This is a genomic window from Pseudomonas sp. CNPSo 3701 (genome assembly GCF_028674975.1).
GTDB lineage: Bacteria > Pseudomonadota > Gammaproteobacteria > Pseudomonadales > Pseudomonadaceae > Aquipseudomonas > Aquipseudomonas straminea.
Genome location: NZ_JAQZSI010000004.1, coordinates 86,576 through 109,485, shown reverse-complemented (window position 1 = coordinate 109,485; position 22,910 = coordinate 86,576). Strand labels below are relative to the sequence as shown.

The window sequence follows — 22,910 nt, the reverse complement described above, 5'->3', positions numbered from 1 at the left end:
CGTCCATGAGCCTGATCCTCTGCGCTGTCGCGGGCGTGGCCCTGGATGCCGCCCTCGGCGAGCCGAAGCGCTGGCACCCGCTGGTGGGCTTCGGCAAGCTGGCCAACCGCCTGGAGCAGCGCTTCAACCCGTCCGGTGGCGGCTGGCGCAGCCATGGCGTGAGCGCCTGGTGCCTGGCGGTGCTGCCGTTGACGCTGCTTACCGTGCTGCTGGTGCAGCTACCGTGGATCGGCTGGCTGGTGCAGATCGTCGCCCTCTACGCCGCCCTGGGGCTGCGCAGCCTCGATCAGCACGCCCAGCCGGTGGCCCAGGCGCTGCGCCTGGGTGATCTGCCGGTGGCACGCCAGCGAGTGGGCTACATGGTCAGCCGACGTACCGAGGACCTGGACGCCACTGGCGTGGCCCGTGCCGGTACCGAGTCGGTGCTGGAGAACGGCAGCGATGCGGTGTTCGCCGCGCTGTTCTGGTTTCTCGTCGCCGGGGCGCCGGGCGTGGTGCTGTATCGCCTGAGCAACACCCTGGACGCTATGTGGGGCTACCGCAACGAGCGCTTCGAGCGCTTCGGCTGGGCCGCCGCGAAGATCGATGACCTGCTCAATTACTTGCCGGCCCGCCTGGTCGCGCTGACCTATGCCGTACTCGGTCGCAGCGCCTTGGCGATGCGTTGCTGGCAACGCCAGGCGCCACAATGGGACAGCCCCAATGCCGGGCCGGTGATGGCCGCAGGCGCGGGCGCGCTGGGCGTCAGCCTCGGCGGAGCGGCGGTCTATCACGGTGAGCTGCACCAGCGCCCCGAGCTGGGCGAAGGCCCACCGCCACGGGCGCGGGATATCGAGCGGGCAATGAACCTGGTGTGGGGCGGCGTGCTGCTCTGGTTGCTGCTGATGCTGATCGTGGAGGTGTGCATTGCTTGAGCACGGCGGGCGGTTGCGCAAGGCGGCGCTTCGTTATGGCATCCCGCTGAGCGATTGGCTGGACGTTTCGACCGGCGTGGCGCCATACGGCCTGCCACTTCCGGAGATTCCCGCGCAGGCCTGGAACCGTTTGCCGGAGCAGGACGACGGACTGGAGGCCGCCGCCTGCGCCTATTACGGCGCCGCCGATCTGCTGCCGGTGGCCGGCTCCCAGGCGGCGATCCAGTGCCTGCCGCGGCTGCGCCGCGAGGCACGGGTCGGCATCGTCTCGCCGGCCTACGCTGAGCATGCGGCAGCCTGGCAGCGTGAAGGGCATCGGGTGCTGGAGATCAGCGAGGCCGGCGTCAACCGCGCCTTGGAGCGGCTCGACGTGCTCTTGCTGGTCAACCCCAACAACCCTACCGGTCGGCGCTTTTCCCCCGAGCAGCTGTATGCCTGGCATGCGCGCCTGGCCGAGCGGGGCGGCTGGCTGATCGTCGATGAAGCCTTTATCGACTGCACCCCGGAGCAGAGCCTGGCGGCTCATGCACAATTGCCGGGGCTGATCGTGCTGCGCTCGTTCGGCAAGTTCTTCGGCATGGCCGGTGCCCGCCTGGGCTTCGTGCTGGCTGAACGCACGCTGCTCGATGAGTTGGAAGAAATGCTCGGGCCCTGGACGATCAGCGGCCCGACCCGCTGGCTGGCGGCCCGAATGCTCGAAGACAAGACCGCTCAGCAAGCCCAGCGCCAGCGCCTGAGCACTGACGGCCAGCGCCTGGCCAGCCTGCTGCGTGAGCATGGTCTGGCGCCCACCGGTGGCTGTGCGCTGTTCCAGTGGATCGCCAGCGAGCACGCCGCGCTGCTGCATGAGTTCCTGGCCTGCAATGGCATCTTCACCCGCCTGTTCGAGCGCCCGGCCAGCATTCGCTTCGGCCTGCCACCCGATGAGGCCGGTTGGCAGCGCCTGGCCGCAGCGCTACAGGTCTTTGCCGAGGAGGCGCGATGAGTCATTTGCAAGCCGGCGCCACCCTGATGGTGCAGGGCACCACCTCGGATGCGGGCAAGAGCACCCTGGTGACCGCCCTGTGTCGCTGGTTGCAGCGCCAGGGCGTCAGCGTGGCGCCGTTCAAACCGCAGAACATGGCGCTCAACAGCGCGGTGACCGCCGACGGTGGCGAGATCGGCCGGGCCCAGGCGGTGCAGGCCCAGGCCTGCGGCCTGCCAGCGCACACCGACATGAACCCGGTGCTGCTCAAGCCCAACAGCGACACCGGCTCCCAGGTGATCATCCATGGCCAGGCCGTCGGCAACATGAATGCCGTGGCCTATCACGACTACAAGCGCGTCGCCCGTGAAGCGGTGCTGGCGTCTCACGCTCGCCTGCGGGCGAACCACCAGGTGGTGATGGTCGAGGGTGCCGGCTCGCCGGCCGAAATCAACCTGCGCGCCAACGATATCGCCAACATGGGGTTCGCCGAGGCGGTCGACTGCCCGGTGATCCTGATCGCCGATATCGACAAGGGCGGCGTCTTCGCGCATCTGGTCGGCACTCTGGAGCTGCTGTCGCCGAGTGAACAGGCGCGCCTCAAGGGTTTCGTGATCAACCGGTTTCGCGGTGATATCGCCTTGCTCAAACCAGGGCTGGACTGGCTCGAGCAGCGCACCGGCAAACCGGTGCTGGGCGTGCTGCCGTACCTGATGGATTTCCACCTGGAGGCCGAGGACGCCATCGACCGACGTCAGGTGAGCAAGGCCGATCAGGTGCTCAAGGTGGTGGTGCCGGTGTTGCCGCGGATCAGCAACCACACCGATTTCGATCCGCTGCGCCTGCACCCCCAGGTCGAGCTGACCTTCGTCGGCCCCGGTGAAGCCATTCCACCGGCCGACCTGATCATCCTGCCTGGCTCCAAGAGCGTGCGCGCCGATCTCGCCTTCCTGCGCAGCGGCGGCTGGGCGGCGGCCATCGACCGGCACCTGCGCTATGGCGGCAAGCTGCTGGGCATCTGCGGCGGCTTGCAGATGCTCGGGCGTCGGGTCGAGGACCCGCAAGGGCTGGAAGGGCCGGCGGGTGGCAGCGACGGCTTCGGCCTGCTGCACATTGATACCGTGCTGGAGCCGCACAAGCAGCTGCGCAACGTCAGTGGCCGGCTGTGCCTGGACGGTGCCGTCATCAGCGGCTACGAAATCCATGCCGGGGTGACTGCCGGCGCTGGCCTGCAGCGCGCCGCGGTGAGGCTCGACGATGGCCGCAGCGATGGCGCGCTGAGCGAAGATGGCCAGGTCATGGGCACCTACCTGCACGGGCTGTTCGAGTCTTCGGCGGCGTGCAGCGCATTGCTGCGTTGGGCCGGGCTGCGTGACGTGCAGACCGTGGATTACCACGCGCTGCGCGAGCGCGATATCGAGCGCCTGGCCGATCTGGTCGAAAATCATCTGGATACGGCCGCCTTGCGCGCGCTCTGCGGTCTGGACGAGGAGGCGCGCTAGATGCGTGAGCTGATTCTTGGCGGCGCCCGCTCGGGCAAGAGTCGCCTGGCCGAACGCCTGGCTGCTGAGTCCGGGCTGGAGGTCGTCTATGTTGCCACCAGCCAACCGATCGACGGTGAAATGAACAGCCGTATCCGTTCGCACCGTGACCGCCGCCCGGTCGAGTGGGGGCTGGTCGAGGAGCCTTTGGCGCTGGCGCGAGTGCTCGAAGAGCAGGCTTCGCCAGAGCGTTGCCTGCTAGTCGACTGCCTGACCCTGTGGCTGACCAACCTGCTGATGCTGGACGACGAGGCGCATCTCGACCGCGAGTGCGACGCGCTGCTGGCGGGCCTGCAAACCTTGCCTGGCCGGGTGATTCTGGTCAGCAACGAAACCGGACTTGGTGTGGTGCCGATGGGCGAGCTGACCCGCCGTTACGTGGATGCCACCGGTTTGCTGCACCAGGCCATTGCCGAACGCTGCGAGCGCGTGGTGCTTACCATTGCCGGCTTGCCGATGATTCTCAAGGGAGACCCGTTATGACCCTCGACTGGTGGCTCAACCCCACGCAGCCGCTTGACCCGGTGGCGCGCGACAAGGCTGCGGCTCGCCAGGCCCAATTGACCAAACCGGCCGGCTCGCTTGGTGAACTGGAGCGCCTGGCGGTGCACCTGGCGGCGCTACAGGGCCGTGAGCGGCCGCTGGTAGACAAGGTGTGGATCGCCATTTTCGCCGGTGACCACGGCGTGGTCGCCGAAGGCGTTTCCGCCTATCCGCAGGCGGTGACCGGGCAGATGCTGCGCAACTTCGTGGCCGGCGGGGCGGCGATCAGCGTGCTGGCCAGAGAGTTGGGCGCTGCCCTGGAAGTGACCGATCTGGGCACCTCCGAGCCGCTCGAACCGTTGCCGGGCGTGCGTCATCTGCAAGTCGGCGCGGGTACCGCCAACCTGATGCGCGAGGCGGCGATGACCCCGGCCCAGGCGCTGATCGCCATGCAGGCCGGGCGCGACAGTGTGATTCGTGCTGCCGAACAGCGCCATGAGCTGTTCATCGGTGGCGAAATGGGCATCGGCAATACCACGGCAGCCACGGCGCTGGCCTGCCTGTTGCTCGACTGCCCGGTAAGCGAGCTGGTTGGCCCCGGCACCGGCCTGGCGGCGGCCGGCGTTGCCCACAAGGCGCAGGTGATCGAAACGGCGCTTAAGCTGCACCAGAGCGCTGCCGGTGAGTCCATGGAAGCGCTGCGTTGCCTGGGCGGCTTCGAGATCGCCGCATTGACCGGCGCCTACCTGGCCTGCGCCCAGAAGGGCGTGGTGGCGCTGGTCGATGGTTTCATCTGCAGCGTTGCGGCCTTGCTGGCGGTGCGCCTGAACCCGGCCTGCCGCGACTGGCTACTGTTCTCCCACCAGAGCGCCGAGCCTGGCCATCAGCGGGTGCTCGCTGCGTTGCAGGCCACGCCGATCGTCAGCCTCGGTCTGCGCCTGGGCGAGGGCAGCGGCGCGGCGCTGGTGGTGCCGATGCTGCGCCTGGCCTGCGCGCTGCATAACGGCATGGCTACCTTCGCCGAAGCGGCGGTTGCGGATCGTCCGGCGTGATCCTGCATCTGCTACGCCACGGCGAGACCGAGCAGGGTGGCGGCCTGCGTGGCAGCCTCGATGACGCCCTGACCGCAGCAGGCTGGGCGCAGTTACGTGCGGCCGTGCAGGCCGATGAGCACTGGGATGCGCTGGTCAGCTCGCCGCTGCAGCGCTGTGCGCGGTTTGCCGAGGAGCTGGCGGCTGCCCGCGACCTGCCGCTGCAATTCGAACCGGGCCTGCAGGAGCTGCATTTCGGTGAGTGGGAAGGGTGCACGGCCGCGCAACTGATGGAGACTAATGCGGATGATCTTGGCCGCTTCTGGGCCGATCCTTACGCGTTCACGCCGCCGGGCGGCGAGCCGCTGCCGGTTTTCGAAGCACGAGTATTGGCTGCGCTACAACGATTGCGCGCCGAGTACCGCGAGCGGCAACTGCTGGTGATCACCCACGGTGGCGTAATGCGCCTGTTGCTGGCCCGGGCGCGAGGCTTGCCGCGCGAGCAACTGCTGCAGGTCAGCGTGGCCCACGGCCAGCGCGTGCATCTGCAGTTCGACGGGCACGGGTTACAGGAACTGCCATGACGCCACTGTGGATCGCCCTGCAATTTCTCACCCGTTTGCCGGTGCGCCTGGCGGGCATGCCCACGCCTGAGCAGATGGGCCGCTCGCTGCTGTTCTATCCAGCGGTAGGCGTGGTGATCGGTGGGTTCTTGCTCGTTGCCATTCATCTACTCGACGGTGCCCCGGTGCCTTTGCAGGCGGCTTTGTTGCTGACACTGTGGGTGGGATTGACCGGCGCCTTGCACCTCGATGGCCTGGCTGACAGCGCCGATGCCTGGATGGGCGGCTTCGGTGACCGCGAGCGCACCCTGGCGATCATGAAGGACCCGCGCAGCGGCCCGATCGCCGTGGTGGTGCTGGTATTGCTGCTGCTGCTCAAGTTCACCGCCTTGCTGGCACTGCTCGAACAGGGTGATCACCTCGTGTTGCTGCTGGCGCCGGTGCTGGGGCGAGGGGCGCTGCTGGCGCTGTTTCTCTACACACCCTATGTGCGACCCGGCGGGCTGGGCGATGCGCTGAAAGCCCATTTGCCGCGCTTCAGCGCCACGGTCGCGCTGGCGGTTACCACGTTGTTCGGCCTGCTGCTCGGCGGTTTCTGGGTGATGGTGGCGGTAGCGGGCGTCTTCCTCTGGCTGCGCCGGATGATGCTGCAGCGCCTCGGCGGCACGACCGGCGATACGGCGGGTGCGTTGCTGGAACTGATCGAGTGCGCGGTGCTGCTCGCTGCGGCGCTGCAGGTCAGCTGGCCATGCCCGCGACTTTTCGCGGGCATGGCCCGCTCCCACAATGGGTCAGTGATGTCCGCTTCTGCCTCGTAGTTACCGCCTCAGCGCATAAAGATCGTGAATAGAACTTAAGCCCGAAAGGTACCGTGTTCGGCTTTCGCTCGATTCGGCAGCGCATAGCTTGTTAAAGCCAAATTACGGGTATATACCTATATCCATGTTGCCGACCGAATGCCTGTGCACTCGCTTGCGTCGCGCCAGTCGTGGCGTCAGCAAGCTCTACGACGACGCCTTGAGCGGTGTCGGGCTGAGCGTTGCCCAGTATTCTCTGCTGCGCCACCTGCAACGGCTTGATCAACCGAGCATCACTGATCTGGCCGACGCGGTGGGCCTGGAGCGCAGCACGCTGGGTCGCAACCTCAGGCTGCTCGAAGGGCGCGGCCTGGTGGCCCTCGCGGACGGCGCCGACCAGCGCAATCGCCTGGTGAGCCTGACCATCAGAGGCGAGAAGCTGCTCGCCGAGGCGCTGGATGCCTGGCAGGGTGTGCAGCTCGAGCTCAAGCAACGGCTACAACCGCATCATCTGCAAGCGCTGGACGAATTGCTCGCCAGCCTGGATTGACGGGCAGGGCGGTGCCACTGCCATTTCCCGTTTCGACCTACAACAAAAGGACATGCAATGAATTCGGTTTGGCGTACCAGCGTCTGGATCATGTTGGGGGCTTCGCTGATCCTCGCCCTGTCCCTTGGCGTGCGTCACGGCTTCGGCCTGTTCCTGTCGCCGATGAGCGCGGATTTCGGCTGGGGGCGTGGCGTGTTCGCTTTCGCCATCGCCTTGCAGAATCTGATCTGGGGCATCGCACAACCGTTTACCGGCGCCTTGGCCGACCGTTTCGGTGCGCAGCGGGCGATCATCGTTGGCGGTGTGCTCTATGCCGCGGGCCTCGTGCTGATGGGGCTGGCGGACTCGCCGTTGTCGCTGTCGCTGAGCGCGGGGTTGCTGATTGGCATCGGCCTGTCGGGTACCTCGTTCTCGGTGATTCTCGGCGTCGTCGGTCGGGCCGTACCGGTGGAGAAGCGCAGTATGGCCATGGGCATCGCTGCGGCGGCCGGCTCCTTCGGCCAGTTCGCCATGTTGCCGGGCACCCTGGGGCTGATCGGCTGGCTGGGCTGGTCGGCTGCCTTGATCGCCCTGGGCATGATGGTGGCGCTGATCGTGCCGCTGGCGCTGATGATCAAGGATCGCCCGCAGGTGAGCCAGGGGCCGCAGCAGACCCTGGGCGAGGCACTGCGCGAGGCCTGCAGCCATTCCGGATTCTGGTTGCTGGCGCTGGGCTTTTTCGTCTGCGGCTTTCAGGTGGTGTTCATCGGCGTGCACCTGCCAGCGTACCTGGTCGACCAGCATCTGCCGGCCATCGTCGGCACCACGGTGCTGGCGCTGGTGGGGCTGTTCAACGTGTTCGGCACCTATATTGCCGGCTGGCTCGGCGGGCGCCGTTCCAAGCCGAGGCTGCTCAGCGCTTTGTACCTGGCCCGCGGTGTGGTCATCACGCTGTTCATCAGCGTGCCGCTGAGCGTATGGACGGCCTACGCATTCGGCATCGCCATGGGGCTGCTGTGGCTGTCCACGGTGCCGCTGACCAATGGCACCGTGGCGACCCTGTTCGGCGTGCGCAACCTGTCGATGCTCGGCGGTATCGTGTTTCTGTTCCACCAGCTGGGTTCGTTCATGGGCGGCTGGCTCGGCGGTTACCTCTACGACCACACGGGCAGCTATGATCTGGTCTGGCAGATCTCCATTCTGCTCAGCGTGCTTGCCGCCGCGCTCAACTGGCCGGTTCGCGAGCAACCCGTAGCGCGTCTGCAAGGAGCCCAGGCATGACCTTCAAGCCCACCTTCGCATTGGCAGCACTGGTCGGATTTGTCGTGCTGACTCTGATCTTCTGGGCCTGGCGCGCCGGTGGGCTGGCGATCATGCAGCTGAACATGAGCCTTTGCTGAGCGACTACCGATAAGGAGCGATTCGATGCGACTCTCATTGTTTACCGTGCCCCTGGCTTTGCTGGCGTTGAGCGCTCCGCTGCAGGCTGCAGAATGCCCAGCGCTGTTGGCGGACCAGGGCGAGCTGCCCAAGTTGCGCTCCAAGGACAAGATCGACCTGTGCGCGCAGTTCGCCGGCAAACCGCTGATGGTGGTCAATACCGCCAGCTTCTGCGGATTCACCTCCCAGTTCGAGGGGCTGGAGGCACTCAACAAACGCTATCGCGATAAAGGCTTGGAAATTCTTGGCGTGCCGTCGGACTCGTTCAAACAGGAGTCCGACAATGCTGAGGAAACGGCCAAGGTCTGCTTCGTGAACTACGGCGTGACCTTCACCATGAGCGAAACCCAGCCCGTTACCGGTGACAAGGCCATCCCGCTGTTCAAGGAACTGGCCCGGCAGACGGCCGCGCCGCGCTGGAATTTCTTCAAGTACGTGATCGATCGCCAGGGGCAGGTGATTGCGCGGTTCTCCAGCATGACCAAGCCGGACGATCCCGAACTTATCTCGGCTATCGAGAAGGCGATTGCTTCAAAGCCTTGAGGCTTTGCTCGCCATCGGAATGCATCGCGGCCATGGGCCGCTCCTACCTGATCGTGGGAGCGGCCCATGGCCGCGATGGTTTTTTAGCTGACTGAAACTGCGTAGCCCGTGCCTTTGGGGCACGGGCTTGCTTCTATCAGAAACGGTAGGTCAGGGAGGCCCCCAGACCATGAGCGCTGTTTTTGTAGGTGGCGTTGTAGCTACCACGCGCCGCGCTGCTGCGGTTGACGTCGACGTCCTCTTCCTTCAGATAGGAGTAGGCCACGTCGATGGTCATGTCATCGGTTGGGCTCCAGCCTGCGCCGAGGCTGAAGATGGTCCGGTCACCCGAAGGGATGCGCGGCGAACGATCGGTGTTGTTGATTGGCGACTGATCGAAGGCGAGACCGGTACGCAGTACCCACTGTGGGTTGACCTTGTAGGACAGGCCAACGGCATGCGCCCAAGTATCGTGCCAGTTCTGTTCTTCGACAATGGTGCCTAACGAGCCTGCAAAGGCACCGCCGACACCTTCGTTTTCGATACGCAGCTCCTTGAAGCGGCTCCAGCGAGTCCAAGTGCTACCAGCGTAAAGTGTCCAAGCATCGTTAAGTTCGTGGGTGAAGGACATATCCACCGATTCGGGTGTTGTCACATCAAGCGAGGCGTCGTATTTGCCAGCAGATGTAGCGATGGCAGCCCCCGGTCCGGATACACGGGTGTCGCCTTCAAGTTCGTATTTTACCCGAGAGCGATAGGTCACACCGACGCGAGTATGGGGTGTGAACTCGTAAAGCACGCCGGCATTGAAGCCCACTGCTGTGTCGTCACCCTTAACCTTGACCTTGCCGTCATTTGAGCCAGCCGGGCCAAAGGGGTTGGTCAGCGAAGAACTCAGTTCACCCTCGATATGGTTGAAAGTCGGGCCGAAACCCACTGACAGCTTGTCATTGAAGCGATAGCTGAGTGTCGGTTGTACGGTGATGACGCGTACATAGCTCTTGTCGGCAAAATAGCGACCCTGGAAACCATTCTCATAATCGGTCGCCAGGCCGAAGGGCACATAGACACCCACGCCAAAGGCCACTTTTTCATCCAGTGGTTTGACGTAATAACCCATTGGCACACCAGTGTCCGGCACCATATCGCCGTCGTTACTACCAACGTTTGCGCCACCACCGCCCGCAGCTGGGGCTGTCGTGCTGCTGGTGTTGCTGATCCGGCTCTTGGCATGAATAGCCGCGACGCCGAAGTTGACCTGTTCGCGCTGAATGCGCGCCATACCGGCCGGGTTGCCGAAGACGGTACTGGCATCGTCAGCGGCGGAAGAACGGCCGGCAAACGACAGGCCCATGCCAGAGATGCTTTGCTCGTTGAGCGCAAAGCCGCTGGCTAGGCCGTAGGTGGAGGTGGTTGCGATGGCGATTGCCAGGCCGGTTCTTAGCATTGTTTTACTCACGGGGTACTCCTTGGCAGGGTCGGGGAACTCTCGCTGCTGACTCGGGGCCACTTTCGAAAGTTCAGGGTAAACACGATCCGTCGAGGTCTTGCTGTCCCTGAAACGCAGGATATAGAGCCTTTCGCCGCTTGGCACCTATGACCATGCAGTCAGTTTCTCAAGCTGCGGTCGCGCTGTGCTGGATGCAGCGTTGCCAGGCGCGAACGAATTCGTTCGGCTGCCTGCAGGGCGCGAAAATCTGCTGCCAGATCATCGCCTGGGCGCCGAGATCATCGGCTGCCGGCAGAGTTTCGCAGCGCTGCTCGATCAGCAGCCAGGCAATGGCTGTGGCATAGCGCAGGTTGACCGTCAGTTCGAAATGCGGCGCGCCCAGGAATGCATGCTGGCTGGCCAAGCCCCGGACTCGGCTGGCCAAGTCCGGGTCGACTGCCAGGTAGTGGTCCCAGAGTTGCTGGTGGTGAGCGGCTGAAATCCGATACAGGCCATAGCCGCTGTGGTTGTCGAGTTCTGCTCCCAGGGAAGATTGGCAGGCGGCGATGCCCAGCAGCAGGGCCTCGGCTGCCACACACTGGCTGTTCAGGTATAGCAAGGTCGGGCGGATGACCTGCTGGTTCAGATCACTGGCGGCGATTCCCATACGAGCCTCTACACGATGGTGGCCTGTGGGGGAGGGCGCTGGGGGCAGATTCAAAGCTGCCTGAGGCGTCGATACTCTGGTTTGATGGCCGATAAATCCCACTGGGAGCGGGCCTTAGCCGCTCAACTTGAAGCGTAGTGGGATATTCATGCAGTAAAGGGCTGTTTTTAAATCGTTTGAAGATTTGGCGCGGCCTGCATAGATCGAATTGGAACTGCAGCCACGGTTGAAACTTCGCGTCGACCTGATTGACACCGCTGCGGCGGCTTCGGCAGTATCAGACCCATATCGTCCTGCCGAGCTGTCCATGTTCATCATCTCCCTGCCCACGTGCCCCAATCCTGGCCTTGTCGCCATGGATGCGTGCGTGTGCCTGGACGCTGGCAAGTCGAAGAAACAGTTGCTCATTTGACCGGGGCGCGCTGTCCCGTCAGATGGGCTGACAGGACAGAGGCGCAGAGTCGAAGTATCCCTTCGCTACACTCCCTTCCCGCACTCCATCGACGGTGACCAGACGGTCTACACCGAGGAGTTGCAAGCATGTCTACATTTTCCGGTATCTGGGTTGCGTTGGTAACGCCGTTTCGCGGCGGGCAGGTGGATCTGCCGGCATTGCGATCCTTAGCGGCGCATTTGATCGAAAGCGGTGCGGCCGGGCTGGTGGTTTGCGGCACCAGCGGCGAGGCGGCAGCCCTGGATGAGCAGGAGCAGTTGGCGGTGCTGGATGCCGTGCTCGAGGTGGTGCCGGCCAGCCGCGTGGTGATGGGCCTTGCCGGCAACAACCAGGCGGCAGTGCTGGCCCGCCTGCAGCGGATCCAGCGTCGCCCGCTGGCCGGCATCCTGGTACCGGCGCCGTACTACATAAGGCCGTCGCAAGACGGTTTGCAGGCGTTCTTCCTGGCTCTCGCCGAGGCCTCGCGGCTGCCCATCATTCTTTACGACATTCCCTATCGCAGCGCTGTGACCCTGGAATTGCAGACCCTGCGGCAACTGGCCCGGCACCCGCGCATCGTGGCGATCAAGGACTGCGGCGGTGACGTGCGCAAGACCCAGGCGCTGATCGGCGATGGCCAGCTCGATGTGCTCACCGGCGAGGACGAGCAGATCTTCGCCACCCTGTGCCTGGGCGGCAGCGGCGCCATTTCCGCAGCCGCGCACCTGCGTACCGCCGACTTCGCCAGGGTGGTCAGCCTGCTGCGCGAGGGTGACCTGTTTGCCGGGCGTGCGCTGTTCCGTGAGCTGTTGCCGTGGATACGCCTGGCCTTCAGCGAGCCAAATCCCGCGCCGGTCAAGGCCGCGTTGGCATTGCAGGGCATGATCGCCGATGAACTGCGTGAACCCATGCTGTGCGTTTCCGATGGCTTGCGGGCGCAACTGCGCAATGAGTTGCCATGAGCGCACGGCAGAGGCTCACGGGATATACTGCGCGGCAATCTTTACGGGAGAGCCGCGTGACCATCGAAATTGTCTGGATTCGAGACGACGCCAGCCTGGCAGCGCAGTGCGCTGTCTGGCGCAAACAGCCCTTCGTGGCGCTGGACACCGAGTTCATGCGTGTCGATACCTTCTACCCGATCGCCGGTCTGCTGCAGGTCAGCGAGGGCGAGCGTGCCTACCTGATCGACCCCTTGCTGATCGGCGATTGGGCACCGTTCGCCGCATTGCTCGAAGACCCGCAGGTGGTCAAGGTAGTGCACGCCTGCAGCGAGGATCTGGAGGTGTTCCTGCGCCTGACCGGCAGCCTGCCGGCACCGCTGTTCGACTCGCAACTGGCCGCCGGCTACCTCAATCTGGGCTTCTCCATGGGCTATTCGCGCCTGGTGCAGGCCGTGCTGGAGATCGAACTGCCCAAGGGTGAGACCCGCTCCGACTGGTTGCAGCGCCCGTTGTCCGAGACCCAGGTCAGCTACGCCGCCGAAGACGTCGTGCACCTGGCCGAACTCTATCGTCGCCTGCAGGCCAGGCTGTCCGCCGAGAAGAACGCCTGGGTGCTCGAGGACGGCGCTGAGCTGGCCGCCGGGTTGCGCCGCGAGACCTCGCCCGAGGACGCCTACCGCGAAGCCAAGCTGGCCTGGAAGCTGTCCCGCGCGCAACTGGCCGTATTGCGTTCGCTGTGTGCCTGGCGTGAACGTCAGGCGCGGGCGCGCAATCAGCCGCGCAATCGCATCCTGCGCGAGCATTCGCTATGGCCGCTGGCGCGCCATCAGCCGAACGACCTGGTCAGCCTGGCGCGCATCGAGGACATGCACCCGAAAACCGTGCGCCAGGATGGCGAAACCATTCTGCAGTTGATTCGCGAGGCCGCCGCACTGTCACCGGCCGAGTGGCCGCCGGCAATGCCAGAGCCGTTGCCGATCGAAGCCTCTGGGCTGCTCAAGAAGCTGCGCGCGATCGGTCAGCGTGAAGGCGAGCGTCTGGAAATCGTCCCCGAACTGATGCTGCGCAAGAAGACCCTCGAGGCGCTGCTCAAGAGCGGCTATCCGAACGGCCCCTACCGCCTGCCCGAGAGCCTGCGCGGCTGGCGTCGCGAATTGATGGGCCAGGCGCTACTCGACTGCCTGGCCGATGAAGGAGAAGCTGCTTGAAACGTATCTGCTCGATCTACCGCAGTCCGCGCAAGCACGAGATGTACCTCTACGTGCTGCGTGCCGACGCGCTGAGCCGGGTGCCCGAGCCACTGTTGGGTGCCTTCGGCGCGCCCGTGCATGCCTTTGACATGGTGCTCACGCCCGAGCGCACCCTGGCCCGCGAGGACATCACCAAGGTGCTGGAAAACCTCGACAACCAGGGCTATCACCTGCAGATGCCGCCGCCGGAAGAGGATTACATCCAGCATCTTCCCGAGGAACTGCTGCGCCGTAACGATCCGGTCTGACGGGAAAGGGCTGCCATGCGCGTACTGATTGCCGAGCAGGATCACGCCGAGTACCAGCGATTGCTGCAGCAAGCTGCGCCACAGCTCGAACTCGTCGTGGGCGAGGGCGCGGCGCTGGCCGAACAGGCCGCCCGTTGCCCGATCTGGCTGGGCGAGCCCGACCTGTTCGCCAGCGTGCTGCGCGCCGGCCATAAGCCGGCCTGGCTGCAGTCGACCTGGGCAGGTATTACACCACTGCTGGCGGACGACCTGCCCCAGGACTACCCGCTCACTCGAGCGGTTGGCGTGTTCGGGCAGATCATGGCCGAGTACGTGCTGTGCCATATGCTTGCCCATGAGCGCGAGCTGGTCGCCCGCCAGCAGGCGCAGCGTGAGCAGTGCTGGGATGGCCGCCTGCCGGGCAGCCTGGCCGGGCGCCGGGTGCTGATCGTCGGCACCGGTGAGATCGGCGCGGCGGTCGCCCGTTTCCTGCAGCCGTTCAACGTCGAATTGAGCGGCGTTGCCAGCAGCCCGCGAACTCTTGCGCCGTTCACGGAAGTGGCCGCGCTCGGCGAATTGCCGCGGCTGGTGGCCCGGGCCGATTACGTCGTCAACCTGCTGCCCAATACGCCCGCGACCCGGGATATCTATGATGCCGCCTTGCTGGCCTGTTTCAAGCCCCCGGCGGTGTTGATCAACGCCGGGCGTGGTACGTCGGTGGTCGATGAGGATCTGGTCGCTGCGCTGGCTGCTGGCCAACTGGCCGCGGCGGTGATCGATGTCTGCCGCGAAGAGCCGTTGCCGCCCGGCCATCCGTTCTGGACCGCGCGCAACCTGACGTTGACCGGGCACAGCGCGGCGCCGACCCTGCCGCACCTGCTGGTCGAGTTGTTCCTCGCCAACCTGCAGCGTTATCAGGCCGGCGCCGAGCTGCACGGTCTGGTGGATTTCGCCCGCGGCTACTGAGCGCGCCGTCGCGCGCGGCTTGTACTGTGCGGTCGGCAGACCTAGACTGCCGGCCTTTTCGTTTCCTCCCTGCAAGCTCGACCATGGCCGCACCTGCGCATCCCTTCTGGCAACACAAGACTCTCGAGCAGCTCGACCACCAGGAGTGGGAGTCGCTGTGCGACGGCTGCGGGCTGTGCTGCCTGCAGAAGCTGGAGGATGAGGACGACGGCGCGGTGTATTACACACGCATCGCCTGCAAGCTGCTCGATCTGCAGACCTGCCGCTGCAGCGACTACCCGAATCGCAAGGCCTTCGTGCCCGACTGTATTCAGCTCACTCCGGCCCAGGCCGATCAGTTCCAGTGGCTGCCGCCGACCTGCGGTTATCGGCTGGTCAGCGAGGGTAAGGATCTGCCGTCCTGGCATCACCTGGTATGCGGCGACCCCGATGCCGTGCACCGCGAGCGCATTTCCCAGGCCGGGCGCATGCTCAGTGAGAACGCCGTGGCCGAGGATGATTGGGAAGATCACCTGATCTTTCGCGCCGGCTGAGTGTCTGTGATGAGCCGTTAAGGCTCGTTTAAGCGCGCTGGTGTTTGATGACGCCGTTGCGCATAGTCTTTTGTGCGCTGATCCCCGTGACGTATCGCTTGTCCGTTCTGGAGTCTCCCGTATGTCGATTCGCTGCCTGCTGCTGTCCGCTGTTCTGTTGAGTACCGGCACACCCTTGTGGGCCGCCGAGAAGGTCGATCTGGATTACAAGATCAAATTCCTGCCGCAGAGCGACGAGGCAGAAGTGAGCATCACCCTGGAGAAGGGCGAGCGTGTACGCGGGCTGAATTTCAACCTCGGCGACGAGGGTTATTACAGCGACTTCAAGGCCGATGGCGAGTGGAAGCCGGAAGGCGATAACCGAGGCCTGTGGGTGCCGGCCAAGGGCAAGAGCAGCCTGAGCTACAAGGTGCGTGTCGATCATCCGCGTGGGGAAGGCCGTTTCGACGCGCGCATGACCGAGGACTGGGCACTGCTGCGCGGTGATGATTTGATTCCCAGCGCGGTACTCAATCAGGCCGACGGCACCGATCTGGTCGCGCGCCTGGAGTTCGACCTACCCAAGGGCTGGCGCAGCGTCGAGACCGGCTGGCCGCGAGTCGGCAAGAACAAGTTTCGCATCGACAACCCGCAGCGCAAGTTCGACCGGCCCACGGGCTGGATCCTGGCTGGCAAGATCGGCACCCGCCGCGCCAAGCTCGGCGAAACCCAGGTGACCGTCGCCGCACCGGTGGGCGAGGGCATGCGCCGGATGGATGCGCTGACCCTGCTGACCTTCGTCTGGCCGGAAATGCAGGCAGTATTCCCGCGCGACCCCGCCAAGCTGCTGGTGGTCGGCGCCGGTGACCCGATGTGGCGCGGTGGCCTGTCGGCGCCCAATTCCTATTTCATGCATGCCGACCGCCCTTTGGTCAGCGAGAACGGCACCAGCTCTCTGGTGCACGAGCTGGTGCACGTGTTCAGCCGCATCAGCGACACCGACAAGAGCGACTGGATCAGCGAAGGCATCGCCGAGTACTACGCTATTGAGGTGATGCGTCGCGCCGGTGGGCTGAGCGAAGACCGCTACCAGAAAGTCCGCGAGCACCTGATCAAATGGAGCAAGCCGGTCAAGTCGCTGCGTACCGAAACCTCCACCGGGCCAGTTACCGCCCGGGCAGTACTGCTGCTGCAGGAGCTCGACCGTGAGATTCGCCAGGCGACCAAGGATGGCCAGCAGCGCTCCCTCGACGACGTGGCCCGCGGCCTGATGCGCCTGGACAAGGCCAGCACCAAGGACTTTATCGAAATTACCGAAAACGTCATGGGCCGCAGCTCCAAGGTGCTGGATACCCGGCTGCTGCGCTGATCCTTTAGGCCATCGCGCAGATGATGCGCGGTGGTCGATCCCTCCCCGGCCCTATGCATCATCTCTGTACGCATAGGCGCTTCTGCTCTCGAAAACTTCGCGTTCCAGCCCTGGATCTGCATCTCAGTGCGCTGGAAAACTGTTGGTCCTGCGTTAAAACCCACATATCTCTAGATTTATCTATTTTTTTGATCTTTATTTTCGTGCCTAAAATGCCCGGTATGCTGCCGTTTAGGGCATGTTTAAAATATTAAATTCTTTTATTTACAAAGGTTTATATAGATATCAATGGAATCGATCTTTACTATTTGCGCGATCAAGTTTTTGATCAAATTTTCTTGAGTAACATGAGCTCCATACCCACTTACGTCCTCCCAAGGAGCTCACCATGAAAACTGAATTTATCGCCAGCCTGTTCATCGCCACCCTTGCCAGCGCTGCATTCGCACTGCCCCAAGGCCCGGTAGAAGCCAACACTTCGCACTCGATCAGCACTCAGAAAGTGGCCGAAGACGGCTTTGACCGCACCCCAGCAGGCCAGACTGTCGCTGAAGATGGCTTTGACCGCACCCCGGCAGGTCAGACTGTCGCCGAGGATGGTTTCGATCGCACCCCAGCAGGCCAGACTGTCGCTGAAGATGGCTTTGACCGCACCCCGGCAGGTCAGACTGTCGCCGAGGATGGCTTTGACCGCACCCCGGCAGGTCAGACTGTCGCCGAGGATGGTTTCGACCGCACCCCAGCAGGCCAGACTGTCGCTGAAGATGGCTTTGATCGTACTCCAGCAGGTCAGACTGTTGCCGAAGACGGTTTTGACCGCACCCCGGCAGGTCAGACTGTCGCTGAAGACGGCTTTGACCGCACCCCGGCAGGCCAGGCTGTCGCCGAAGATGGTTTCGACCGTACCCCAGCAGGCCAGACCTTCGCCTGATCGCTGCTAGCTCCAGGCCCTTATGCGAAAAGCCCGGCATTAGCTGGGCTTTATTTTGCCTGCGATTTGACTCAGTACTTGGCGCCGGTGCGGGTGTTGTTGCCTTTGGCCAGGCGGTCGTAGAGCACCACATTTACCGTAGCTGCCAGGTTCATGCAGCCCTCGGTGGGGATGTAGACCACTTCCTCGCACCAGTCGCGGATGCTCTTGTCGAGCGAGCCGTCTTCGGGGCCGAAGATATAGAAGGCGCGATCCGGATGGGTGTAGGTGGGCAGGGGACGGGCGCCATCGACCAGTTCCACGGCGACCGGCGTGCAGCCCAAGGGGATGACTTTCTGCAGGTCATCGATGCCGATCAGCGGAATATCCAGGTGCACACGCTTGGTGTCGGTGACGAAGTCGCGGGAGCGCTCATAGCGTTTGCCGGTGTAGAAGACCGACGCCACGCCGTAGCAGCCGGCGGCGCGCATCACGGCGCCGACGTTTTCCGGCGATTTCGGATTGTAGAGACCGATGCAGCTGTATCGTTTGTTGCCCACGGACCAGGCCTCGAGAAAAGGGCCGGCATTATACGGTTTGTGGGCTTTATACGCTTCTCAGGACTTTTTCTGCAGCAGCTCGGCCAGGTTGGCGAACGCCTTGTGGGTAGTCTTCAGTCCGGTCTGGCTGGCAGTGGAGCCTTCACTGAAATACTGCTGATCGGTGTAGCGGGCGTGCTCGTTGTCGTGACAGAACAGGCACAACAGCTCCCAGTTGGAACCGTCCTGGGGGTTGTTGTCGTGGTTGTGGTCACGGTGGTGCACGGTCAGCTCGCTCAGGCGTTTGCCGGAGAATTCGCGGGCGCAGCGGCCACAGACGTGAGGGTACATGCGCAGCGCCTTGTCCCGGTAGCCTTCTTCACGGCTGCGCTGGGCTTCGGCGAGAATGCGGTCGAGCTTGGAGGTCGGCGTGGTTGGGCTGCTCATGGTCGTTCCTGGCTGGCGTTTGGCGCAGTATATAGCCAGGGCCGTGCAATCAGCCTGCACTTTCCGTCGGCGGCCAATGCCCAACGCAGCACGTTCCACTTTTTGGAGTACAGACCATGCGCACCCCGTCACTCGTGCTGATCAGCCTGCTGTCGATCGCCGACATTGCCCAGGCGCAGCAGCCTCAGTCGGCACAACCCGAGCCGGCTGGCGCCATTCAGACGCCGCAGGTACCGGACCCTTCCAAGGTCGACCCCGATACCCCGCCGGTGATTCGTGACGGGCGTTACAACGACGGCTCCACCGAAGCGGCCGATGACGATTCCGAGGATCAGCAGGAGCTGATCCCTGAGCAGCCAGGCGAGCAGGTTCCGGACTGACGCCGCGCGCTGCGATCACCCGCTATCAGCCTGCCGCGCTTATGCCGAGCACCTTGAAGATGAAGGCGTATTCCAGCGCCACATCGCGGATGGCCTGGTAGCGGCCGCTCATGCCGCCGTGGCCGGCCTCCAGGTCGGTCTTGAGCAGCAGCAGGTTGTCATCGGTTTTCAGCTCACGTAGCCGCGCCACCCATTTGGCTGCCTCCCAGTACTGCACGCGACTGTCGTTATAGCCGGCCACGGCGAGAATCGCCGGATAGCGCTGCGCCTGCACGTTCTCGTACGGGGCATAGCCCTTGATCCGCGCATGCACCGCGGGCTCGTTGGGGTCGCCCCATTCGTCGTATTCGGTGACCGTCAGTGGCAGCTCCGGATTGAGCATGGTGTTGAGCACGTCGACGAAGGGCACCTCGGCGATGGCAGCGGCGAACAGATCAGCGCGCTGGTTGAGTGTGGCGCCGATCAGCAGGCCGCCGGCGCTGCCGCCGCTGATCACCAGTTGCGAGGTGCTGGTGAAGTCCTTGGCGATCAGGTGTTCGGCGCAGGCGATGAAGTCGCTGAAGCTGTTCTGCTTATGGGCGAGCTTGCCGGTGCGGTACCAGGCTTCGCCCAGCTCGCCGCCACCACGCACATGGGCGATTGCGAACACCACGCCGCGGTCGAGCAGGCTCAGCCGTGCGTGGGAAAACCAGGGGTCGAGGCTTTCGCCGTAGGCGCCATAGCCATATAGATAAAGTGGCGCTGCCTGGCCCAGGGCATCACGACGCGCCACCAGGCTGATCGGTACCTGGGTGCCGTCCGGCGCGGTCGCCCATAGACGTTGGCTCAGGTAATCGTCGGCATCGAAGTCGCCAAGTACCGGTGTTTCCTTGAGCACCTTCTGGGTTCCGTCAGCCAGGTTCAGTTCGCGGATCTGCGCCGGGCGATTGAGCGCCTCGTAGCGCAGGCGAATCACCGGGCTGGCGAACTCCAGGCTGTCCTGAACGTACAAGCTGTAGGCCGCATCCGGCAGGCTGACGCGGTAGCCGGCCATGCCCTGCGGACGCACGTCGATCACCGGCAAGCCGCCTTCGCGCAGGCTGAGTACCAGCGCCGACTCCGCCAGGCTGACCCCTTCGAGCATGACGTGTTCGTCATGCGCCACCAGTTCCTGCCAGTGAGGCCGGCTGGGCTGCTCGGGCGCTGCGCTGTACAGCGCGAAGTTGATGCCGCTCTGGTTGCTGCGAATCAGCCAGGCCCACTGGCCGTTCAGCTTGCCGTGGTCGGCGTAGTACTCGTGGCCTTCCTCGCGCGGTGCCAGGCACTGAAAGGCCCGGTCGGGGCTTTCGGCATCGACAACCCAGCATTCCGTGGTGGTCTTGCTGCCCAGCAGTAGCACCAGCTGGCGCTCGGAGCTGCTGCGATAGCAACTGAGAAAGAAACGCTCGTCGGCTTCGTGGAAAACCTGGCTGCTGCGCGCATCGCCCAGGCGAAAACGATGCAGGGTGGCAGGGCGGTGGGTGTCGTCCAGTTCGCCGTAGAACAAGGTCTGGCTGTCGTTGGCCCAGGTCATGCTGCCGTCGCAGTTCTCGAACGGCAGCTCGGTGATGGTGCCGCGAGCCAGCTCCTTGACGAACAGCCGATAGATCTCGTCGCCGCTGGTGTCCAGGCTGTAGGCCAGGCGCTGCTGGTCCGGGCTGATGCTGAAGGCGCCCAGGGACAGAAAGCCGCCCGCGGCAATCTCGTTGGGATCCAGCAGCAGTTGCTCGGCCTTTTCATCGATAGCCAAACCGTCATCGGTCGGGCGAGGGCAGCGATAGTGGCGCGGGTACTCATCGCCTGCCGTGGTGCGTTGGTAATAGAGGTAGTCGCCCCAGGGCGTGGGCAGCGACAGGTCCGTTTCGCGGATGCGCGCCTTGATTTCCTGGAACAGCTGCTCGCGCAGCGGCAGGTCGTCCAGCTGGCTTTCCAGGTAGGCGTTCTCGGCGCGCAGGTGTTCCAGTACCTCGTCGCTATCGCGTGCTTCCAGCCAGTTATAGGGATCGGCGCCAGAGGCCTTGCGGGCGATGGGGGCGGTGGTCATGAGTGTCTCCAGAGCGCGTGGCGGCCTCGGCAGCATTTCCAAAAACTGCTGCGACTGGTTTCTAGGAAGGCTGCGAAGGCGCCGAACCGGGTAAAAGCCGTTATCATAAGCGCCTTTGTCGTCTGGCGACCGCGTAAATGCGCTGCCGCCTGCGCGAGCCCAGTCAAGCCAGGGAACACCGCCCTCATGATCGAAAACGACTATCTCCTCGCCTGGGGCGCCTACGCGATTGCCGCACTGGGCTGCCTGCTGGTGTGGTTCAAGCTGACCAGCTGGATGTGGCGCTACCTGCGCGAGCCGCTGCGCGTGCTGGTGGCGATCCTTCTGTTTTGCCCGACCATCGTCGACCCGGCCAAGGATCTGTTCGCCCCGGCCGTGGCGATCGTCGCCGTCTACCTGGTGTTCGTGGCCATTCGCTGGCCGTTCCTGAGCCGCGCCAAGGCGCGCAAGGCGGCGCGCGAAGAGGAGCAGGGCGAAGACAGCGACCTGACCCTGCGCGAGCGCCTGCAGCAGGAGCAAGAACCCACTTATTCGGCGCCACGCAGCGGCCGCGGCGCGCGCGTCGAACCGCGTTTGTAAGCCTGACCAGTCGGGAGCCCGCCCATGTGTGAATTGCTCGGCATGAGTGCCAACGTCCCTACCGATATCGTTTTCAGCTTTACCGGGCTGATGCAGCGGGGCGGACGTACCGGGCCGCATCGTGATGGCTGGGGCATCGGCTTCTATGAAGGGCGCGGCCTGCGCCTGTTTCAGGATCCGCGGGCGAGCAGCGAGTCGGAAGTGGCGCAGCTGGTGCAGCGTTACCCGATCAAGAGCGAAGTGGTGATCGGACATATTCGCCAGGCCAACGTCGGCCGGGTGTGCCTGGCCAACACCCATCCCTTCGTGCGTGAGCTGTGGGGGCGCAACTGGTGCTTCGCCCATAACGGTCAACTGGCCGACTTCCGCCCGGCCCTGAGCTTCTACCGTGCGGTGGGCGACACCGACAGCGAGTCGGCCTTCTGCGACTTGCTCAACCGTATTCGTACCAGCTTCCCGGAAGCCGTGCCGGTCGAGGTGCTGTTGCCTGAACTTGTCGCGGCCTGCGCGGCCTATCGACAGCATGGCGTGTTCAACTGCCTGCTCAGCGATGGCGACTGGCTGTTCAGCTTCTGCTCCACCAAGCTGGCGCACATCACCCGGCGTGCGCCGTTCGGCCCTGCGCACTTGCGTGACGCCGATATGAGCGTGGATTTTCACGCCGAAACCACGCCCGATGACGTAGTTTCGGTACTGGCCACCGAGCCGTTGACCGACAACGAAGCCTGGTCGGTCTACCAGCCGGGTGAATGGCGTTTGTGGCGCGCGGGCGAGTGCATCGCCCAGGGCCTGAGCAACTGACAGATGTCCCGCGTGGCGGGGCCGCGAGGGAAGGATGATTCGAAGTTATCTGCGTCTGGCGTTGTTCGCTCTGGGGCTGCTCCTGGGCGTTCAGGTGCCCGGCTTCATCGATGACTACGCCAAGCGCGTCGAAGCCCACCGCCTGGAGTCCGAGCAGAGCCTGAGCGGCTTTCGCGACACTGCCCGGCGTTTCTTCGATGGCGATCTGCAGCGGCTGGTCGGCCATTACCGCAACAGCAGCGACCCGGTGATGCAGAACGATGCACGTAGCGTCGGCCTGCTGGTTGAACGCTCGGCGCTGCTGGAGCAGGAGTCCCTTGCCATGAAGGGGCCTTGGTACCGACAGGTCTGGCACCTGGCGACCGCGGCCGACTCACAGTTGCTGGCGGAAACCCGCGCAGCCTATCGCTACCAGGTGCTCCTCGCGCCTGAAGCAATCGCCTGGGGTATCGCCTGCGCACTGTTCCTCGCATGGGTGGTGGAAAGCATCCTGCTGTTGCTGGCTCTGCCATTCCGGCGCCGCGAGCGTCGCAGCGTGCCCGAGCGACAGACGCCGCGCATGCGCTAGTGCGTGCATGAACCCACCAAGCGATATTCGGTATTGCGCAAGT

27 protein-coding genes are annotated in these 22,910 nt (G+C 64.2%); 22 read left to right on the top strand and 5 right to left on the bottom strand.

What is annotated here, in order from left to right; genetic code table 11:
* Window positions 1-5 precede the first annotated feature (5 nt).
* The 11 genes from cbiB to PVA39_RS12800 all read left to right on the top strand — a co-directional run bounded on the left by cbiB (window position 6) and on the right by PVA39_RS12800 (window position 8,805).
* Window positions 6-914 (top strand): adenosylcobinamide-phosphate synthase CbiB, encoded by a 909-nt coding sequence (cbiB, locus tag PVA39_RS12850; protein WP_274124382.1) that lies wholly within the window; start codon window positions 6-8, stop codon window positions 912-914.
* The gene (gene cobD / locus PVA39_RS12845; RefSeq protein WP_274124381.1) at window positions 907-1,899 is read left to right on the top strand and encodes a threonine-phosphate decarboxylase CobD; all 993 of its coding nucleotides are present in this window, start codon (window positions 907-909) and stop codon (window positions 1,897-1,899) included. Before cbiB ends, cobD begins: the two co-directional genes overlap by 8 nt.
* Entirely contained in the window at window positions 1,896-3,380 is a 1,485-nt protein-coding gene (locus PVA39_RS12840) for a cobyric acid synthase (RefSeq protein ID WP_274124380.1), read from the top strand. Before cobD ends, PVA39_RS12840 begins: the two co-directional genes overlap by 4 nt.
* Window positions 3,381-3,902 carry a bifunctional adenosylcobinamide kinase/adenosylcobinamide-phosphate guanylyltransferase gene (gene cobU, locus PVA39_RS12835; protein WP_274124379.1) on the top strand — a complete coding sequence of 174 codons (522 nt, stop codon included), beginning with the start codon at window positions 3,381-3,383 and terminating at the stop codon, window positions 3,900-3,902. It begins immediately after the preceding gene.
* On the top strand, window positions 3,899-4,954 hold the full coding sequence (gene cobT / locus PVA39_RS12830) for a nicotinate-nucleotide--dimethylbenzimidazole phosphoribosyltransferase (protein WP_274124378.1): 1,056 nt from the start codon (window positions 3,899-3,901) through the stop codon (window positions 4,952-4,954). Before cobU ends, cobT begins: the two co-directional genes overlap by 4 nt.
* Complete coding sequence (locus PVA39_RS12825) at window positions 4,951-5,517, top strand: histidine phosphatase family protein (RefSeq protein WP_274124377.1); 567 nt, start codon at window positions 4,951-4,953, stop codon at window positions 5,515-5,517. Before cobT ends, PVA39_RS12825 begins: the two co-directional genes overlap by 4 nt.
* Window positions 5,514-6,314: an adenosylcobinamide-GDP ribazoletransferase gene (locus PVA39_RS12820; RefSeq protein WP_274124376.1), complete on the top strand. Its 801-nt coding sequence runs from the start codon at window positions 5,514-5,516 to the stop codon at window positions 6,312-6,314. Before PVA39_RS12825 ends, PVA39_RS12820 begins: the two co-directional genes overlap by 4 nt.
* Before the next feature lie 124 nt (window positions 6,315-6,438).
* Window positions 6,439-6,843, top strand: coding sequence for a MarR family winged helix-turn-helix transcriptional regulator (locus tag PVA39_RS12815; protein WP_274124375.1), 405 nt, complete (start codon window positions 6,439-6,441; stop codon window positions 6,841-6,843).
* A gap of 57 nt (window positions 6,844-6,900) precedes the next feature.
* Window positions 6,901-8,103, top strand: coding sequence for an MFS transporter (locus PVA39_RS12810; RefSeq protein ID WP_274124374.1), 1,203 nt, complete (start codon window positions 6,901-6,903; stop codon window positions 8,101-8,103).
* Window positions 8,100-8,222 carry a hypothetical protein gene (locus PVA39_RS12805; protein ID WP_274124373.1) on the top strand — a complete coding sequence of 41 codons (123 nt, stop codon included), beginning with the start codon at window positions 8,100-8,102 and terminating at the stop codon, window positions 8,220-8,222. The genes PVA39_RS12810 and PVA39_RS12805 overlap by 4 nt, the downstream gene beginning before the upstream one ends.
* Before the next feature lie 25 nt (window positions 8,223-8,247).
* Window positions 8,248-8,805 carry a glutathione peroxidase gene (locus PVA39_RS12800; protein ID WP_274124372.1) on the top strand — a complete coding sequence of 186 codons (558 nt, stop codon included), beginning with the start codon at window positions 8,248-8,250 and terminating at the stop codon, window positions 8,803-8,805.
* A gap of 136 nt (window positions 8,806-8,941) precedes the next feature.
* On the opposite strand, the gene PVA39_RS12795 is transcribed toward PVA39_RS12800, so the two are convergent.
* Window positions 8,942-10,243 carry an OmpP1/FadL family transporter gene (locus PVA39_RS12795; protein WP_093503364.1) on the bottom strand — a complete coding sequence of 434 codons (1,302 nt, stop codon included), beginning with the start codon at window positions 10,241-10,243 and terminating at the stop codon, window positions 8,942-8,944.
* Between the two features lie 157 nt (window positions 10,244-10,400).
* Window positions 10,401-10,880, bottom strand: a complete 480-nt coding sequence (locus PVA39_RS12790) for a hypothetical protein (RefSeq protein WP_274124371.1) — start codon at window positions 10,878-10,880, stop codon at window positions 10,401-10,403.
* Window positions 10,881-11,420: 540 nt separating this feature from the next.
* Here PVA39_RS12790 and dapA point away from each other — a divergent pair.
* From dapA to PVA39_RS12755, 7 genes are all read left to right on the top strand, one after another.
* Window positions 11,421-12,275, top strand: a complete 855-nt coding sequence (dapA, locus tag PVA39_RS12785; RefSeq protein WP_274124370.1) for a 4-hydroxy-tetrahydrodipicolinate synthase — start codon at window positions 11,421-11,423, stop codon at window positions 12,273-12,275.
* 56 nt (window positions 12,276-12,331) lie between these two features.
* Window positions 12,332-13,465, top strand: coding sequence for a ribonuclease D (gene rnd / locus PVA39_RS12780; protein ID WP_274124369.1), 1,134 nt, complete (start codon window positions 12,332-12,334; stop codon window positions 13,463-13,465).
* Entirely contained in the window at window positions 13,462-13,755 is a 294-nt protein-coding gene (locus tag PVA39_RS12775) for a YcgL domain-containing protein (RefSeq protein WP_093503372.1), read from the top strand. The genes rnd and PVA39_RS12775 overlap by 4 nt, the downstream gene beginning before the upstream one ends.
* Window positions 13,756-13,770: 15 nt before the next feature.
* On the top strand, window positions 13,771-14,700 hold the full coding sequence (locus tag PVA39_RS12770) for a D-2-hydroxyacid dehydrogenase (protein ID WP_274124368.1): 930 nt from the start codon (window positions 13,771-13,773) through the stop codon (window positions 14,698-14,700).
* An 83-nt stretch (window positions 14,701-14,783) separates the two neighbouring features.
* Window positions 14,784-15,233 (top strand): YcgN family cysteine cluster protein, encoded by a 450-nt coding sequence (locus PVA39_RS12765; RefSeq protein WP_093503376.1) that lies wholly within the window; start codon window positions 14,784-14,786, stop codon window positions 15,231-15,233.
* Between the two features lie 121 nt (window positions 15,234-15,354).
* Window positions 15,355-16,581, top strand: a complete 1,227-nt coding sequence (locus tag PVA39_RS12760; protein WP_274124367.1) for a hypothetical protein — start codon at window positions 15,355-15,357, stop codon at window positions 16,579-16,581.
* 388 nt (window positions 16,582-16,969) lie between these two features.
* The gene (locus PVA39_RS12755) at window positions 16,970-17,512 is read left to right on the top strand and encodes a hypothetical protein (RefSeq protein ID WP_274124366.1); all 543 of its coding nucleotides are present in this window, start codon (window positions 16,970-16,972) and stop codon (window positions 17,510-17,512) included.
* A gap of 71 nt (window positions 17,513-17,583) precedes the next feature.
* Here the strand turns inward: PVA39_RS12755 and PVA39_RS12750 are convergent, their stop codons facing one another.
* Both PVA39_RS12750 and PVA39_RS12745 read right to left on the bottom strand, forming a co-directional pair.
* Window positions 17,584-18,051 carry an RNA methyltransferase gene (locus PVA39_RS12750; protein WP_274124365.1) on the bottom strand — a complete coding sequence of 156 codons (468 nt, stop codon included), beginning with the start codon at window positions 18,049-18,051 and terminating at the stop codon, window positions 17,584-17,586.
* Between the two features lie 57 nt (window positions 18,052-18,108).
* Entirely contained in the window at window positions 18,109-18,477 is a 369-nt protein-coding gene (locus tag PVA39_RS12745; RefSeq protein ID WP_274124364.1) for a YajD family HNH nuclease, read from the bottom strand.
* Window positions 18,478-18,593: 116 nt separating this feature from the next.
* Here PVA39_RS12745 and PVA39_RS12740 point away from each other — a divergent pair, with 116 nt between their 5' ends.
* Window positions 18,594-18,857: a hypothetical protein gene (locus PVA39_RS12740; RefSeq protein WP_274124363.1), complete on the top strand. Its 264-nt coding sequence runs from the start codon at window positions 18,594-18,596 to the stop codon at window positions 18,855-18,857.
* Window positions 18,858-18,882: 25 nt separating this feature from the next.
* Here PVA39_RS12740 and PVA39_RS12735 read toward each other — a convergent pair whose 3' ends face one another.
* On the bottom strand, window positions 18,883-20,919 hold the full coding sequence (locus PVA39_RS12735; protein WP_274124362.1) for a S9 family peptidase: 2,037 nt from the start codon (window positions 20,917-20,919) through the stop codon (window positions 18,883-18,885).
* Between the two features lie 186 nt (window positions 20,920-21,105).
* On the opposite strand from PVA39_RS12735, the gene PVA39_RS12730 reads away from it, so the two are divergent.
* The 3 genes from PVA39_RS12730 to PVA39_RS12720 are packed head-to-tail and all read left to right on the top strand — an operon-like array spanning window position 21,106 to window position 22,867.
* On the top strand, window positions 21,106-21,498 hold the full coding sequence (locus PVA39_RS12730; RefSeq protein WP_274124361.1) for an MFS transporter: 393 nt from the start codon (window positions 21,106-21,108) through the stop codon (window positions 21,496-21,498).
* 24 nt (window positions 21,499-21,522) lie between these two features.
* On the top strand, window positions 21,523-22,299 hold the full coding sequence (locus PVA39_RS12725) for a class II glutamine amidotransferase (RefSeq protein WP_147177731.1): 777 nt from the start codon (window positions 21,523-21,525) through the stop codon (window positions 22,297-22,299).
* 34 nt (window positions 22,300-22,333) lie between these two features.
* Window positions 22,334-22,867 carry a DUF2937 family protein gene (locus tag PVA39_RS12720; protein WP_274124360.1) on the top strand — a complete coding sequence of 178 codons (534 nt, stop codon included), beginning with the start codon at window positions 22,334-22,336 and terminating at the stop codon, window positions 22,865-22,867.
* Window positions 22,868-22,910: the final 43 nt, after the last annotated feature.